Genomic DNA, 14385 nt, shown 5'->3' with positions numbered 1-14385 from the left:
GACCCTAGCCCCGGGCACCGACAACAATCGTCGCGTACAGGTCTTCGTCGGTGGTCACTTCGGGAGTCAAACCGTTGTGTGCCATGGCTTCCGCGGTGCTCGCGGCTTGGCTTTCGCCGGTTTCGATGAGCAGGTGCCCGCCTGGTGCGAGCCAGTGGAGGGCTTCGGCGGCGACGCGGCGGTGGACGTCGACGCCGTCGTGTCCGCCGTCGAGTGCGACGCGGGGTTCGTGGTCTCTCGCCTCGGGCGGCATCATCGCGATGGCGTCGGTGGGGACGTACGGGGCGTTGACGACCAGGATGTCGACGCGGCCTTGTAGCGACGTGGGAAGTGGTGCGTACAGGTCGCCTTCGAAGACCTCTCCCCCGGCTTGGGCGACGTTCTCGCGGGCGCAGCGGACGGCGGCGGGTTCGATGTCGGCCGCGTAGAGCCGGATTTCGCCGAGTTCGGCGGCGATGGCGGCGCCGAGTGCCCCGGTTCCGCAGCAGAGGTCGAGGACCACCGCTCCCGGTCCGGCGAGGGTGACGGCGTGGCGGACGAGGAGTTCGGAGCGTTGCCGTGGCACGAAGACGCCGGGTTCGACGGCGATGCGGAGTCCGTGGAATTCGGCCCAGCCGAGGATGACTTCGAGTGGTTCGCCGTCGACGCGGCGTTGGACCATGGTGTCGAGTTCGGCCGGGGTGCGGGCCTCCGCGGTGAGGAGCCGGGCTTCGTCTTCGGCGAAGACGCACCCGGCCGCCCGCAGCTTGTCGATGATGGTCACTTGTCCCGCAGTCTGGTGAGGATTCCGTCGAGGGCCTCGCGGACGGTGTCGGGGACGCCGTTGGTGCGCAGATCGGTGAGGAATTGTTCGTTGAGCCCGCCGGGGGTCATGTGTTTGCCGGTGAGGGTTTCGAGGGAGCCGTTCTGTTCGGCGAGGGACTGGCCGAGCTGGCCGAAGATGTGGCTGGTGAAGGCGGTCGCGGTGGTGTCGTCGATGCCCTGGTCGGTCATCCAGGCGGCGATGGTGCCGAGGTAGTCGAGGTGGGCGGCGAAGGTGGCGGTGGCGCCGCTGAAGATGTCGAGGTCCTTCTCGGCGTCGGGGACGATGCTGCCGCCGATGCTGTCGAAAAGGGCTCGGGCCTCGGGGTTGTCGGGGTACATCGCGGTGAGGCTTTGGCGGCGCGCGGCCGGGGGCAGCGGGATGCTGCGGACGACCACGCCGGCTGGGGCGGCCCAGTCGCGCAGCTGGTCCAGGGGGACGCCGGCGAGGGCGCTGATCAGGACGTGGTCGGGCTGGAAGGTGAGGTCTCTGAGGACTTCTTCGGCGATCAGCGGGCGGACGGCGAGGATGATCGTCGTGGCGCTGTCGACGACGGCTTGGTTGTTGTCGTGGACTTCGACGTTGGCGAAGCGTGCCGAGAGTTCTTGGCCGACGCTGCGGCTGCGGGGCGAGAGGTGGATCGAGGGCGGGTCGGTGACGTCCTTGCTGAGGCCTTCGACGATGGCGGCGGTGATCTCGCCCGCGCCGACGAATCCGTAGTCCATGGTCAGGCTCCCGTGTGGCCGTCGACGCGTTCGCGGATGAGGTCGGCGTGGCCGTTGTGGCGGGCGTATTCGCCGATCATGTGGAGGTACAGCATGCGGAGCGAGAAGGGGTTCCCGCCGAGGTCGAAGGTGTCGTCGAGGGATCCTTCGGCGGCGGCTTCGTCGGCCAGCCGGATCTCTTCGAGGAGGATGTCGTAGGCCTCTTCGGCTTTGGTGGCGTCGAGGACTTCGAAGTCGTGGTCCTTGCCGAGGGCGGGGTCGTAGAGGGGGTCGATGTCCTGTGCGGCGTAGCGCAGGCGGAACCAGAAGCGTTCGACCTTGGCGAGGTGCCGGAGGAGGCCGAGGAGGGTCATGTTCGACGGCGGGACCGACGCCGTGGCGAGCTGTTCTCCGGTGAGGCCGGCGAGTTTGTGGAGGAACGTGTTGCGATGCCAGGCCAGCAGGGAGGGCAGGAGGGTCCGTTCGTCGGCGGCGGTGTCGCCGGACGGCCGGGTGACCTCGGGGGCGGTCCATGTCATAGCGGCGATCATGCCATCGGGTGACGCGGGATTCGTGTTGTGTCCGCTGGGGTGAGCGGCGTCACGTGGAGGCCGCTGAATCCTTTTGCGGGGGTCGTGGCTCTTGTAGGGGCCGGGAAAAGCTCGGCGCAGGAGGAGGTTTGTCGTGGAGGCCGAGTGGCCGAGGGAATCGTTGATCGTGGCGGCGCAGGGCGGGGACGCGTCCGCCATCGCCGCTTTGGTCTCGGGTTCCCATCCGCATGTCCAGCGGTTCGCGCGGTCGTTGTGTGCTTCGCCGGAGGACGCGGAGGATTCGGCGCAGGAGGCGCTGATCATCCTGTATCGGAAGATCGGCTCGCTGCGGGCCACCGGTGCGCTGGCGTCGTGGATGTTCCGGATCGTGCGCAACGAATGCCTTCGTCGGGCGCGCCGGGCGTTGCGTGGTGTGGATCCGGCGGAGTCGGTGGCGATGGTTTCGGCCGAGGAAGACGCGTTGGATCGGCTGGAGGCGCAGCGGGTGGCGGCGGCGATCGCCGAGTTGCCGCCTGATCAGCGTCGCGTCTTGATCATGCGTGACATCCAGGGGCATCCGGGCCGGGTGGTCGCGGACGCGCTCGGGTTGAGCCCGGCCGCGATGAAGTCCCGGCTGCATCGCGCGCGGGCGGCGGTTCGTGCCTCTCTCGACAACCCTGCTTCCTGACCTTCCGTTGAGGAGTTCTTCAATGCTGGAAATCGGTTCCACGGTCCCTGAGGTCACGTTGGAGGACACGGCCGGGCAGGTCGTGCGGCTTTCGGAGTTCCGTGGCACGGGCAACGTGCTGATCTATTTCATGCGGTCGACCTCGTGTCCCGTGTGCAACGGCCATGTGAAGGATCTCGTGGGGCGCGCGGAGGAGCTGGCGGCCGCCGACGTGCGGGTGCTGGTCGCTGTGCCCGAGGAGCGGGTGGAGGCCAAGGCGTGGCGGGCGAAGCGCGGGGTGCCTTTCCGGGTGGTGACCGGTCGGGGTGGGACACCGCATGAGTCGTTCGGGTTGGGGAAGAAGCTGCTGCAGCAGTCGGGCAGTGTGCTGATCGACCGGGACGGGGTGATCCGGCACGCCCATGCGGCGACCATGCCGACCAGTGCCTACGACAAGAAGGGCATCGTCAAGGCGGTGGAGGAGCTCGCCAGGGTGCGTTGACTGAAGGTGTGAATCAGTGCTTCACTTCTTGGGTGCCGTACCGCCGTACACCGAAGGTTCAGGAACGTCTGGACGCCCAGCGTGACGCCGTCCTCGCCGCCGCCATGGAGCAGTTGGCCGAGCGCGGGTACGCGGGCTGCTCGGTGTCGGCGGTCGCCGAGCGGGCCGGAGTGGCGGTCGGGAGCGTGTACCGCCACTACCCCACCAAGGCCGCGTTGGTCGTGGAGTTGTTCCGCAAGGTCGTCACGCGTGAGGTCGAGGCGGTGCGCGAGGTGTCGGAGCGGCCCGGTACGCCCGCGGAGCGGGTCGTGGCGGTCTTCGACACCTTCGCGAGCCGGGCGTTGAAGACGCCGCGGATGGCGTACGCGCTGCTGGCCGAGCCCGTCGACGCGCCGATCGAGGCCGAGCGGCTGGTGTTCCGGCGCGCGTTCCGTGACGTCGTGGCCCAGCACGTGGCCGATGGGGTCCGGTCCGGGGTCCTGCCCGCCCAGGACGCGGACGTCACGGCGGCGGCGCTCGTCGGGGCGGCCGCCGAGGTGCTGATCGGCCCGTTGACCACCGGCAGCGCGGACGAGGTGTCCGGGCTGCGCACATTCGTCCTGCGTTCCCTGGGAGGTTCCGATGCCGGTCACTCATGAGGTCACCAATCAGGTCCCGCCGCTGGCGGACTACGACGTCGCCGCCGATCCGGCCTTGCTGGAAGGGCTGGAGCGGGCGGGCGCGGGCTGGGCGGTGGCCGAGGTGCACGCGCTCGGCAGGCTCGCCGGAAGTGAGCAGGCGCAGGAATGGGGCAGGCTGGTCAACGAGAACGAGCCGGTGCTGCGGACGCACGACCGGGTCGGGAACCGGATCGACGAGGTCGAGTTCCACCCGTACTGGCACGAGCTGATGGACGTCGCGGTGTCCTACGGGCTGCACGCCGCGCCGTGGCGGGATCCCCGCCCGGGCGCGCACGCGGCACGGGCGGCGAAGATGTACGTCTGGGGCCAGGTCGACGCGGGGCACACCTGCCCGATTTCGATGACGTACGCGGCGGTTCCGGCGTTGCGGTTCAACCCCGAGCTTTCCGCGCGGTACGAGCCGTTGCTGGCGGCGACGGAGTACGACTTCGGGCTGCGTGAGCCGAGTTCGAAGCGTGGGCTCATCGCCGGGATGTCGATGACGGAGAAGCAGGGCGGTTCCGACGTCCGGGCGAACACCACCACGGCGCGTCCGCTGGGTGACGGCAGCTACGTGATCGTCGGGCACAAGTGGTTCACCTCGGCGCCGATGTCGGACATGTTCCTGACGCTGGCCCAGGCGCCAGGCGGGCTGTCGTGTTTCCTGCTCCCCCGTGTCCTGCCGGACGGCTCGCGCAACGGGATCCGGTTGCAGCGGCTGAAGGACAAGCTGGGCAACCGGTCCAACGCGTCGTCGGAGATCGAGTACGACGACGCGATCGGCTGGCTGATCGGCGAGGAGGGCCGCGGGGTGCGCACCATCATCGAGATGGTGAACAACACCCGGCTGGACTGCGCGGTCGGGAGCGCGGCGGGCATGCGGGGCGGCGCGGTGCGGGCGGTCCACCACGCGCGGCATCGGCGGGCGTTCGGGGCGAATCTGGTGGATCAGCCGCTGATGGGCAACGTGCTCGCGGACCTCGTCGTGGAGTCCGAGGCGGCGACGACGGTCGGGATGCGGCTCGCGTCGGCGACCGACCGGCCGGAGGACGAGCAGGAGCAGGCGTTCCGGCGGCTGGGGCTGGCGGTGACGAAGTACTGGGTGTGCAAACGCGGGCCGTCGCACGCGGTGGAGGCGCTGGAATGCCTGGGAGGGAACGGGTACGTCGAGGAATCGGGGATGCCGCGGCTCTACCGCGAGGCTCCGCTGATGTCGATCTGGGAGGGTTCGGGCAACGTCGCGGCGCTCGACGCGTTGCGGGCGATGGCGAAGCAGCCGGAGTCGGTGGCGGCGTATTTCGCGGAGATCGAGCAGGCTTCCGGCGCCGACACGCGGCTGGACGACGCGGTGGGCAGGTTGCGTAAGGAACTCTCGGATCTGTCGGACATCGAACACCGGGCGCGGCGGCTGGTCGAGTCGATGGCGCTCGTGCTCCAGGGTTCGTTGCTGGTGCGGCACGGGACGCCGGCGGTGGCCGACGCGTTCTGCGCTTCGCGGCTGGGCGGTGACTGGGGTGTCGCGTTCGGGACGCTTCCGTCCGGAGTGGACACGCGGGCGATCGTCGCTCGCGCGGAGGTCTGAGCGCCGCGCGGAGGAGAAGGTGACCGTGCCGCCACGATGAGCCGGTTCGAGACCGAGTCGTTGGCCCTGATCCCCGGCCTGCGGGTCCGCGCGAAGGTGGTCAGCCACCAGCCGTGGGGCGTGATCGCGCAGATCGTCGGTCACGAGCAGGTAGGCGCTTCGATCGACATGTTGGAGCAGTTCGGCGGCACGGCTCGCGGCGACGAACTCCAGGCGCTGTATCCACCGGTCGGCGCTGAGATCGACGCGTCGGCCATGCGATTTCTGTGGCCGACCGACGAATCTCAGCGCAGGCGGCGACGGCCTGGTGCTCGACGTCCGTAGTAACGACGGACCGGGTAGCACCACCGTCATTTCGCACCGGACATGTCTGGCCGACCGCATCACCCCGGGCAACACCGGCGAACGCGCCCGAGCCCTGCAGGTCGGTCGAAGCGCCCGGCCAGGTGATTCCTTTCCCGACTAGGCGGTTTCGCGGTCGCTTTTCGCGCTTTTCGGACTCTCGGTGCCCGCATGACCACGTGCTGCGCCGGTCCGGCCGATTCCCCCGGTCGGACCGGCGCCGAGCACTGCGAACAGCCGCGGGATTGCGGAATTCGGGTGCATGCAAGGGCTCGCGCTTCGGCTACGTTCGTCGGTCATGGTCGATCGCCGAAGATGCCTGGTCCTGGTTCCCCTGGCGCTGTTCGCCGCCGGTTGCGCGGCGGCCGAGCCGACGCCGATCTTCGCCGCCGAGGATCCGAAGCCTTCCGCGGCGAGCGGGCCGATGATGGAGGCGGTGGCCCCGTCCGGCACACCGTTCGTCGCGGCGGACGGACGGAATCTGAAGGCCTGCTCCGATGGGGAGTGCGAGGTACTGGTCCGGACCGGCGACCAGGTCCCCAACGACGGCGGCGCCGGCCCGCTCTCGGTCACGGTCCAGGCCGGGAAGGTGGGTCTCGCTCCGGCTTCCGGCGGGATGGGCGGGGCCGTGTCAGGCCCGCCGGGGATGGTGCACCAGATCAACCGGCAGGTGATCGCCGTCGTCGCGGTGCAAGGTGACGAGGGGATCGTCCGGCTCAACCGGAAATAGCCCTGTACCTACTAGTATGTACGGCATGCATGCGATGCAGTACGAGATCACCCTCCCCGCCGACTACGACATGGGCATCATCCGCGATCGCGTCGCCACGCGCGGGCATCTGCTCGACGACTTCGGCGGACTGGGGCTGAAGGTCTACGGGATCCGCGAGCGCGGCGTCGACGGCTCGACGCTGAACCAGTACTCGCCCTTCTATCTGTGGCACGACGAGGCCGGGATGAACGCGTTCCTGTTCGGCGGCCCGTTCAGCGGCATCGTCGACTCTTTCGGTCGCCCCTCCGTCCAGCACTGGACGGTGCTCGGGTTCGAAGAGGGACCCGCGTTCGGCTCAGCTCCGGCCACGGCGGGGAAGCACGTCATGCGGATCCCCGACGAGACCGACCCGGTCGCCTTCCTCGGCGACGCACTCGACGGGCTTCGTGAGCACCTGCGGCAGGACGGCGCGCATTCGGGCGCGCTCGCCGTCGATCCGCGGACCTGGCAGGTCGTCCGCTACAGCCTGTGGACCGGTGAGGCGCCGCAGTCGGACGAGACCCGGTACCGAATCCTCCACCTGTCCTCGCCGCACCTGGACCGGCTGCGGCGAGGACGGCAGTGGGATCAGCCGAGCAACGCGGCGAACAGCGCCCCCGGATCGGCTTCGGGCGGACCGGCGGGCCACTGATCCCGGTACGGGTACCAGAGCCCGTCCTTCCCCAGCCGCACCTGTACTCCTGTGCCGAGGACGGTGCAGTGGTTCCGCTCGACGTCCAGCCCCTCACCGGGATCATCCACGACCTCGGCGAAGGCGGCCCGTGCCCGGCCCATCGCCTGAGGCGGCGGGGACCAGGTGCTCTCCAGGACGTCGAGACCGGCCCGGCCACCGTGCCGCCAGGCGAGCACCACGCGGTCGAAGTCCTCACCGTTCTCGGCCGGGCGCAACCGGTCGGCGGCCTCCGGACGGGTGGCGGCCAGGCGGACGGCGTCCTGCTTGCGGGTGAGCTTCGGCTGAGACGCGAGCAGCGCTCCGGCCATCTGGCTCGCGTTGGCGACGAGCAGGGCGAAGGTCTCAGCCGGGATGCCGGGCGCCGCGGGAACTGTCGGGCCCCCGGTGGGCGCGAACCCGGCGAGATCCGGCAGCGGGCCCGGCTCGTCGGCGTACGCGCGCTCGGCGTCGATGCCGTCGTCCCCGGTGCGCACGAACCGCGGTGCGTTGCGCCGCTGCAATTCGTCGAGCAGTTCCCGCTCCCCCTTGCCGCGCATCAGCAGCAGCACGAACGGGTCCGCGTCGAGCAGCCACGATGCCTGGAACGACAGCGCCGCGGCGTGGCGGCACGGCAGCTCCCAGCCGGGGCAGTCGCAGTCCGGATCGAGGTCACCGATCCCGGGCAGCAGATGCACCCCGGCGTCGTCGGCGGCCTCGACCAGATCGTGTGGCATGTCCCGGTCCAGCAACGCGGCGAGATGCCCGGCACGCGAGGCGACCCGGTCGAGGAACCGGTCCCATTCGTCACCGGTCAGTTCCGCGAGACGGACCTCGGTGCGGTACTGGCCCTCCTGGTCGTCGACCACGGCGGCGATCCGCCCGGGGCTCACCGTGATCGGGCCGACCCGGCCCGCCGCGGCGTACTTGCGGCCCTGTTTGAGCTGCTGGAGGTCGAGCGCGGTGTCCTCCATCGCGCTGATCCACGCGCGGCCCCACCACGAGCGGGCGAACTGGCCACGGCCGCCCTGGGCGCCGAAGGCGGGGAAACCGCGGACGCGGTCGTCAGGGGTGCTCATCGGCGGCTCCTCAACTCGACCAGATCGGCGAGCTCAGCGTCGGTCAGTTCGGTCAGCGCGGCTTCGCCACCGGCGAGTACGGCGTCGGCGAGCGCGCGCTTCTCCCGCAGCATCGCCGCGATCCGGTCCTCCACGGTGCCCTCGGCGATGAGCCGGTGCACCTGGACCGGCCTGGTCTGCCCGATCCGGTACGCGCGGTCGGTCGCCTGATCCTCCACCGCGGGGTTCCACCAGCGGTCGTAGTGCACGACGTGATCAGCGCGGGTCAGGTTGAGGCCGGTCCCCGCCGCCTTGAGCGACAACAGGAACACCGGAACCTCACCGGCCTGGAACCGGCGCACGAGCTCCTCGCGTTTGGGCACCGGGGTGCCGCCGTGCAGCAGCTGGGTGCCGACCCCGCGCTGCGCGAGATGACGTTCCAGCAGCCGCGCCATCGCGACGTACTGGGTGAACACCAGCACCGATCCGTCCTCGGCGAGGATGGTGCCCAGCAGCTCGTCGAGCAGCTCGAGTTTGCCCGACCGCCCGTCCAGCACCGCTTCCGACGGCTCCTTGAGGTACTGCGCGGGATGGTTGCAGATCTGCTTGAGCCCGGTGAGTAGCTTGACGATCCGGCCCCGGCGCGCGATGCCCTCGCTGCCGGCGATCTCGGCCATCAGTTCGCGCACCGTCGCCTCGTACAGGGCCGCCTGCTCGGCCGTGAGCGTCACCGGCCGATCGGTCTCGGTCTTGGGCGGCAGCTCCGGCGCGATCCCCGGATCGGATTTGCGGCGACGCAACAGGAACGGGCGGACCAGCCGGGACAGGCTCTCCGCGGCCTCCGGATCCTTCCCGGACTCGACCGGTTTCGCCCACACCCGCCGGAAGTCGGCCATGGTCCCGAGCAGTCCTGGCGTCGTCCAGTCCAGGATCGCCCACAACTCGGCGAGGTTGTTCTCCACCGGGGTGCCCGACAGCGCCACCCGCGCCGACGACGTCAGCGTCCGCAACGCCTTCGCCGTACCCGAGCGGTGGTTCTTGACGTGCTGCGCCTCGTCGGCGACCAGCAGTCCCCAGTGGACGGCGCCCAGCGGTTCCGGGTCGGCGCGCAGGGTGCCGTAGGTCGTGAGCACGAAGCCGCCGTCGAGATCGTCGAGCGAGCGTTCGGCGCCGTGAAACCGGCGCACCGGGACACCGGGGGCGAACTTGGTGATCTCGCGTTCCCAGTTCCCCAGCAGCGATGCCGGGCAGACGACCAGTGTCGGGCCGTCCGCGCGGTGCAGGTGGAGCGAGATCAGCGTGATCGTCTTGCCGAGCCCCATGTCGTCGGCGAGGCAGCCGCCGAGCCCGATCGACGTCATGGCGGTGAGCCACTGCAGGCCGCGCATCTGGTAATCGCGCAGCGTCGCGGCCAGCCCGCGCGGGGGCGCCTGCGGCTCCGGTGGCGCGAGCAACCGCTCCCGCAACGCGGCGAGCCATCCGCCGGTGAGGACGTCGACGCGTTCACCGTCGACCTCGGCCGTCCCACTGAGGGCGGCGCCGAGCGCGTCGATCGGCGTGAGCGGCTTCAGCGCGCGATCCCGCGCCTTCGCCGCCAGTGCCGGGTCGACGAGCACCCACTGGTCACGCAACCGCACGACGGGACGGTGCGCTTCGGCCAGCGCGTCCATCTCGGCCGCGGTAAGCGGAGCGCCGCCGAGGGCCAGCAGCCAGTCGAACTGCAGCAGCGTGCCGCCGGCGAAGAACGACGGAAGGTCGGCGGGCGGCGCGTCACCACCGCCGACGACTGCCTTCGCGCTCAGATCGCGGACGAGGTCGGCTGGCCAGTGGACGTCGATGCCCGCAGTGGCCAGCAAAGGCGCGGCGGCGGTGAGCAGTTCGGTGATGTCGGCGTCGCCGAGCCCGACCTCGTCGGGCACCGCGGCGCTGAGCAGAGGTTCCAGCGGAGGCCACAGTTGCGCCGCGCGGCGCAGCGCCAGCATGACGTCGATCCGCGCTCGCGGGCCGAACCGGTCGTCGCCTGCCCAGAGCGCGGCGGCGTCGATCAGGACGCCGGGGTCGGCGAGACTGTGCACCTGGACGACCCCGCTGAACCGGCCGCTCGTGAAGTCGTCGCCCGGAGCCTCGATCCGCACCGAGACCCGGACCCCGGAGTCGAGCCCGGCGGCGACCTCGGCCGCCCAGTCCCGCAACTGCGGGACACGATGCGCGGGCGCGGCGGCGAACGCCTTGACGCCGGCCGCCTGCGCGGCCGCGGGCGTGCGGGGAAGGGTGTCGGCCACCGCGTCGAGGAACGCGCGCAGCAACGGATACCGTGCGGGAAGCAGGCCTTCCTCACCCGGGATCGCTCGCGCCCGCGCGGGCATGGCCTCGGACAACTCGCGCAGCCAAGCGGCGTCGGCGGGTTCCAGCGGGCCGGCGCGCCAGGCGTCCACATCGGACTCCGTGAGCCCGGGCAGCAGCCTGCCCGCCTCGGCCAGCTTCAGCGCCGCGGTGGCCGCGGTGCTCCAGAACCGCGCGGACGGATCGTCGCTCTCACGGAGCCGTAGCAGCGCGGGAAGCGCCTCGGCCATCGGCAGCCGTACGCACGGCACCGTGACGACCTCGGGGAGGGCGACTGTCACCTCCCCGGCCCCCGGCGTGTTCCCCTCGGCGTTCCAGAAGACGAATCCGCTGGTGCGAGGGGGATTCTTCGGTTCGAAAACGACACTGCCGAAACCGTCGTGAGACGCCACTCAACCCCAATCTCTGTACGGTGTACAGTTCAGGATAACACAACTCTGTACGGTGTACAGTTCAGGATAACACAACTCTGTACACCGTAGAGAGAACGTGATGACAGACGCGGACCACACCGGAACGGGCGATCCACGGCGGACCATCGAACTGCTCTGGGGTGTGCGCGAGAAACCCCGCCGCGGCCCCAAACCGAAGCTCAGCGTCGAGGAGATCGTCACCGCCTCGATCGAGCTGGCCGACACCGAGGGCATCACCGCGCTGTCGGTGCGCCGGGGCGCGGAGAAGCTCGGCGTCTCCCCCATGACGATCTACACCTACATCCCCGGCCGCGCCGAGCTGCTCGACCTGATGATCGACCGGGTCCACGGCGAACTGACCGATCCGCCGGAGAGTCACGACTGGCGGGTCTCGATGACGATCCTCGCCGAGGACGCGTGGGAGATGTACCACCGGCACCCGTGGATGCTCCAGCTCACCACCGGCCGACTCCCCCTCGGCCCGCACACCTTCGCCAAACACGAACGCGAGCTGAAGGCCGTGGACGCGATCGGGCTCACCGACCTGGAAATGGACGCCGTGGTCGCCATGGTCAACGGATTCGTCCAGGGCATCGCCCGTGGTTCGGTCGAATCGGCGAGTCTCGTGCGGCGATCCGGGCTGACCGACATGCAGTGGTGGACCGCCAGCGCGCCGGTGCTCGCGGAGATCCCCGAAGCCGACGCCGGGCTGTTCCCGCTCGCGGCGCGGATCGGGCAGGCGGCCGGGGAGACGCACGGTGCGGCGAGCGCGCCGCTGCACACCTTCCGGTTCGGCCTGGCGCGGATCCTGGACGGAGTCGAGCAGCTGCTGAGCGGCGGCTCCGGAACACCTCGTGAGTGGTAAGGACGGTTCTAACCGTCCTTACCACTCACGAGACTCGCGCGATCACTGGCCGCGCCGTCGCAGCACGCGGTAGAGCAGCCACAAAGCCAGCGCGACCGGCGTCAAGACCGCCGTGAACAGGATCCCCCCGAACATCCCGTAGCCATGCGGATCGAAGGACAAGCCGGTCACGCTGAGCACCACGCGCACGACGAGCAGCACGATCACCGCGGCGACGCAGACGAACGCGCCGAGCACGACGCGTCGTAACACCGTCCGCGATGTGTTCTCCATATCCGTCACTTCGGGTCGGGCGTGCAGACGGTCAGGAAGGACTTCCGGTTCTCCCGCTCGACGCCCGACGCGTCCAGCCAGCCGCTCCGGCCGAACAGGTAGGTCCCGGCCGGATACCGGGCCGACTCCCGCAGGACCTGGGCGACGTCGGCCTTGGCACCATTGGCTTTCGGGCCGTCGACGGCGACGCTGACCGACCCCGCCTTGGTCCAGTCGTACTCCGCGGGCAGCGGTGTCCGCACCTGGAGCGGGCTCTCGGTGTCCGGAAAGGACACCCCGAGCAGATCCAGGCGCTCGACCCGCACCCCCGGCCTCGGCGCGGCCCACACCTGCTCGGTGCTCGCCTGGGTGCCGGAGTCGAACGTCAGCCTCAGTCCGGTGACCCCCTCGCACGGCGTGCCCGTCCACAGTTTCAGGACGCCATCGTCGACGCGGAACCCGGCCTCCGGTGGCAGCGACGGCGCGAACTGCGCCTTGGTGTCGCACGCCGCGGTCACCGCCAGCACGATCAGGGCGGCGCAGGCGACGCGCGACGCCCTAGTGGTATCCGCCATCAGTGAGTCCCGCGTCTTCCTCGGTTTCGTTGCCGCCGGTGATCTGCTCCCACGCGTAGGAGGCGAGGAAGCCGGCGTAGCCTTCGCGCGCCCATTGCTGAGAGTGGCGCTCCTCGTGATGCAGCAACCGGTCCAGGTCGAGCGAACCCTGGGACGCGCCGTTGTCGTCCTCGTACCAGGCGTGGCCCGACTTCACGACCTCTCGCAGTTGCTGTGCCGGGTCCTTCGCGTCGTCGATGTTCAGCATGAACGTGTCGCCCCAGGCGGTTCCGCCCTGCTGGCTGAACTGGTCCTGGATGAGGTTCCCGCCGAGGCCCATCATCATGCCGTTCGGGGTGGTCACCAGCCGCCCGCCGTTGCCGTGCACGAAGCCGACGTCGTCGTCGTAGCTCCAGGAGTTCTCCCGCTGCCGGTCGGTGATCCGCCGCAGTTCCTCGGATCCGTAGGGCGTCGGCGCGAAGTCGGTCTGCTCGCCTTCTGTCCCGTAGTCGGTGCCCGCGTTCATGATGTAGGTCATCCGGACCGCCTTGGCGGCGTCGTCACCGCTGATGCCGGTCGGCATCAGGAAGTACGACTTGAAGGTCCCGTCGCCGTCCTCGTCCTCGCGGATCTCTTCCATGCCCTCGAGGACCTTGAAGTCCTCGGGCGTGATGTCGTGCTCGTCGGCGATCTTCTTGATGGTGTCGATCGATACGCCCCGGCGGACGGCGTTCTCGAGCCACTGCCGGTAGTGCCCGGACGCGGGCGGTCCGGTCAGCAGCCCCGCCTCGCGCAGGGACTGCTCCATCTCGATCACCTTGGCGTCGATCTCCCCGCTCTTCTTGGCTCCCGCGAGGGTGGTCGCGCCGTCGTCGCTGACCTTGCCGTCCTGCGCGAGTCGCATCACGCGAGCGAGGGCGGCGTCGATGTTGTTCGCCGCCGTGAGGATCGCCTTGGTTTCCTGCTCCAGTTGCTTCTTGATGGTTTCGCGGTGCCGCCGGGACTCGGCGTACTCCTCCGCCTCGAACCGCGATTTCGGGGGCGGGTCGGCGGGTTTGTCGTCCACGAGCGCACCGTCGGCGGCGATGCGGAACTGGTAGGTGTGGGCAAGAGAGTCGTTGTCGGCGACCCTGCTCTTGAGGGCGGTCACCTCGTCCGACGCGTTCTGCAGGGCGGTTTCGACGGCGGACAGCTCCGCGACCAGGACTTCGGCCTTGTTCCGCGTGTCGCCCAGCGAACCGCGCGCGCTCTCACCGGCCGGACCGCGCCAATCGGGCAGTTTCCGGGCGTCGTCGAGTTCGTCCTGCAACCCGATGAGCTTGTCCCGCCGCCCGGCCAGGTTCGTCGCCGTCGTGTCGAGCGCCTCGGCGTCCCATTTGCGGACGTCGTCGTACCCGATCGTCATCCTCCGAAAGCCTCCTTCGCGGAGTTCTCGTTTTCGGAGTAGGTGTTCGCGGCCTTCGTGATCGAGTCGCTCCAGCCGTCGATCTCGCCGGCCCACCCCTTCGCGCGGTCGGTGAACGTCGACGCCAGCGTGGGCGCGTTCTTCGCGGCCTCGCCGCCGGGCAGCGCCGTCGCCACCGCGTCCAGGCCGCTGCCCGGTTCCACGGTCCTGGCCTGGTCCGCGGCGGATCCCGCCGCCTTGGCCGCGTTCCGCAGCTGACCGATCTCGACCTCGTACCCGCTCACAG

General features: G+C 69.9%; 17 protein-coding genes. 8 read left to right on the top strand and 9 right to left on the bottom strand.

What is annotated here, in order from left to right; genetic code table 11:
• Positions 1–4: 4 nt before the first annotated feature.
• Genes ACOCEP_RS31510 through ACOCEP_RS31500 form a run of 3 tightly spaced genes read right to left on the bottom strand, consistent with a single transcriptional unit; the run spans position 5 to position 2045 of the window.
• Positions 5–763, bottom strand: a complete 759-nt coding sequence (locus ACOCEP_RS31510; protein WP_482332756.1) for a putative protein N(5)-glutamine methyltransferase — start codon at positions 761–763, stop codon at positions 5–7.
• Positions 760–1527, bottom strand: coding sequence for an NAD(P)-binding domain-containing protein (locus ACOCEP_RS31505; protein WP_482332755.1), 768 nt, complete (start codon positions 1525–1527; stop codon positions 760–762). Before ACOCEP_RS31505 ends, ACOCEP_RS31510 begins: the two co-directional genes overlap by 4 nt.
• A 2-nt stretch (positions 1528–1529) precedes the next feature.
• Positions 1530–2045: a DinB family protein gene (locus ACOCEP_RS31500; RefSeq protein ID WP_482332754.1), complete on the bottom strand. Its 516-nt coding sequence runs from the start codon at positions 2043–2045 to the stop codon at positions 1530–1532.
• A 145-nt stretch (positions 2046–2190) separates the two neighbouring features.
• Here ACOCEP_RS31500 and ACOCEP_RS31495 point away from each other — a divergent pair, with 145 nt between their 5' ends.
• The 7 genes from ACOCEP_RS31495 to ACOCEP_RS31465 all read left to right on the top strand — a co-directional run bounded on the left by ACOCEP_RS31495 (position 2191) and on the right by ACOCEP_RS31465 (position 7191).
• Positions 2191–2724, top strand: a complete 534-nt coding sequence (locus ACOCEP_RS31495) for an RNA polymerase sigma factor (RefSeq protein WP_482332753.1) — start codon at positions 2191–2193, stop codon at positions 2722–2724.
• 22 nt (positions 2725–2746) lie between these two features.
• Complete coding sequence (locus ACOCEP_RS31490; protein WP_482332751.1) at positions 2747–3205, top strand: peroxiredoxin family protein; 459 nt, start codon at positions 2747–2749, stop codon at positions 3203–3205.
• Between the two features lie 32 nt (positions 3206–3237).
• Positions 3238–3843 (top strand): TetR/AcrR family transcriptional regulator, encoded by a 606-nt coding sequence (locus tag ACOCEP_RS31485; RefSeq protein ID WP_038513474.1) that lies wholly within the window; start codon positions 3238–3240, stop codon positions 3841–3843.
• Positions 3827–5446: an acyl-CoA dehydrogenase family protein gene (locus ACOCEP_RS31480; RefSeq protein WP_482332750.1), complete on the top strand. Its 1620-nt coding sequence runs from the start codon at positions 3827–3829 to the stop codon at positions 5444–5446. The genes ACOCEP_RS31485 and ACOCEP_RS31480 overlap by 17 nt, the downstream gene beginning before the upstream one ends.
• A gap of 36 nt (positions 5447–5482) precedes the next feature.
• Entirely contained in the window at positions 5483–5770 is a 288-nt protein-coding gene (locus ACOCEP_RS31475; RefSeq protein WP_482332748.1) for a hypothetical protein, read from the top strand.
• 316 nt (positions 5771–6086) lie between these two features.
• Positions 6087–6518, top strand: a complete 432-nt coding sequence (locus ACOCEP_RS31470) for a hypothetical protein (RefSeq protein WP_482332747.1) — start codon at positions 6087–6089, stop codon at positions 6516–6518.
• Between the two features lie 25 nt (positions 6519–6543).
• Complete coding sequence (locus tag ACOCEP_RS31465; RefSeq protein ID WP_482332746.1) at positions 6544–7191, top strand: DUF4865 family protein; 648 nt, start codon at positions 6544–6546, stop codon at positions 7189–7191.
• Here the strand turns inward: ACOCEP_RS31465 and ACOCEP_RS31460 are convergent.
• The gene (locus ACOCEP_RS31460) at positions 7128–8288 is read right to left on the bottom strand and encodes an SWIM zinc finger family protein (protein ID WP_482332744.1); all 1161 of its coding nucleotides are present in this window, start codon (positions 8286–8288) and stop codon (positions 7128–7130) included. The genes ACOCEP_RS31465 and ACOCEP_RS31460 overlap by 64 nt on opposite strands.
• A complete protein-coding gene (locus ACOCEP_RS31455) occupies positions 8285–11002 on the bottom strand; it encodes a DEAD/DEAH box helicase (RefSeq protein WP_482332743.1) in 2718 nt (905 codons plus the stop codon). The genes ACOCEP_RS31460 and ACOCEP_RS31455 overlap by 4 nt, the downstream gene beginning before the upstream one ends.
• Positions 11003–11102: 100 nt before the next feature.
• Here ACOCEP_RS31455 and ACOCEP_RS31450 point away from each other — a divergent pair, with 100 nt between their 5' ends.
• Positions 11103–11888 (top strand): TetR/AcrR family transcriptional regulator, encoded by a 786-nt coding sequence (locus tag ACOCEP_RS31450; RefSeq protein ID WP_482332742.1) that lies wholly within the window; start codon positions 11103–11105, stop codon positions 11886–11888.
• Between the two features lie 42 nt (positions 11889–11930).
• Here the strand turns inward: ACOCEP_RS31450 and ACOCEP_RS31445 are convergent, their stop codons facing one another.
• Genes ACOCEP_RS31445 through ACOCEP_RS31430 form a run of 4 tightly spaced genes read right to left on the bottom strand, consistent with a single transcriptional unit; the run spans position 11931 to position 14383 of the window.
• A complete protein-coding gene (locus ACOCEP_RS31445) occupies positions 11931–12161 on the bottom strand; it encodes a hypothetical protein (protein ID WP_482332741.1) in 231 nt (76 codons plus the stop codon).
• A 5-nt stretch (positions 12162–12166) separates the two neighbouring features.
• On the bottom strand, positions 12167–12715 hold the full coding sequence (locus ACOCEP_RS31440) for a single stranded DNA-binding domain-containing protein (RefSeq protein WP_482332739.1): 549 nt from the start codon (positions 12713–12715) through the stop codon (positions 12167–12169).
• Positions 12699–14099: a WXG100 family type VII secretion target gene (locus ACOCEP_RS31435; RefSeq protein ID WP_482332738.1), complete on the bottom strand. Its 1401-nt coding sequence runs from the start codon at positions 14097–14099 to the stop codon at positions 12699–12701. Before ACOCEP_RS31435 ends, ACOCEP_RS31440 begins: the two co-directional genes overlap by 17 nt.
• Positions 14096–14383, bottom strand: a complete 288-nt coding sequence (locus ACOCEP_RS31430; protein ID WP_482332737.1) for a hypothetical protein — start codon at positions 14381–14383, stop codon at positions 14096–14098. Before ACOCEP_RS31430 ends, ACOCEP_RS31435 begins: the two co-directional genes overlap by 4 nt.
• Positions 14384–14385 lie beyond the last annotated feature (2 nt).

This window comes from Amycolatopsis sp. CA-211722, from assembly GCF_056828465.1.
This window is presented reverse-complemented; position numbering and strand designations above follow the sequence as displayed.

Excerpts from the sequence above, each read along its gene's own strand:
- ACOCEP_RS31445 (WP_482332741.1), bottom strand. The coding sequence starts at position 12,161 with ATGGAGAACACATCGCGGACGGTGTTACGACGCGTCGTGCTCGGCGCG.
- ACOCEP_RS31460 (WP_482332744.1), bottom strand. The coding sequence starts at position 8,288 with ATGAGCACCCCTGACGACCGCGTCCGCGGTTTCCCCGCCTTCGGCGCC.
- ACOCEP_RS31435 (WP_482332738.1), bottom strand. The coding sequence starts at position 14,099 with ATGACGATCGGGTACGACGACGTCCGCAAATGGGACGCCGAGGCGCTC.
- ACOCEP_RS31470 (WP_482332747.1), top strand. The coding sequence starts at position 6,087 with ATGGTCGATCGCCGAAGATGCCTGGTCCTGGTTCCCCTGGCGCTGTTC.
- ACOCEP_RS31450 (WP_482332742.1), top strand. The coding sequence starts at position 11,103 with ATGACAGACGCGGACCACACCGGAACGGGCGATCCACGGCGGACCATC.
- ACOCEP_RS31500 (WP_482332754.1), bottom strand. The coding sequence starts at position 2,045 with ATGACATGGACCGCCCCCGAGGTCACCCGGCCGTCCGGCGACACCGCC.
- ACOCEP_RS31505 (WP_482332755.1), bottom strand. The coding sequence starts at position 1,527 with ATGGACTACGGATTCGTCGGCGCGGGCGAGATCACCGCCGCCATCGTC.
- ACOCEP_RS31475 (WP_482332748.1), top strand. The coding sequence starts at position 5,483 with ATGAGCCGGTTCGAGACCGAGTCGTTGGCCCTGATCCCCGGCCTGCGG.
- ACOCEP_RS31490 (WP_482332751.1), top strand. The coding sequence starts at position 2,747 with ATGCTGGAAATCGGTTCCACGGTCCCTGAGGTCACGTTGGAGGACACG.
- ACOCEP_RS31465 (WP_482332746.1), top strand. The coding sequence starts at position 6,544 with ATGCATGCGATGCAGTACGAGATCACCCTCCCCGCCGACTACGACATG.
- ACOCEP_RS31440 (WP_482332739.1), bottom strand. The coding sequence starts at position 12,715 with ATGGCGGATACCACTAGGGCGTCGCGCGTCGCCTGCGCCGCCCTGATC.
- ACOCEP_RS31480 (WP_482332750.1), top strand. The coding sequence starts at position 3,827 with ATGCCGGTCACTCATGAGGTCACCAATCAGGTCCCGCCGCTGGCGGAC.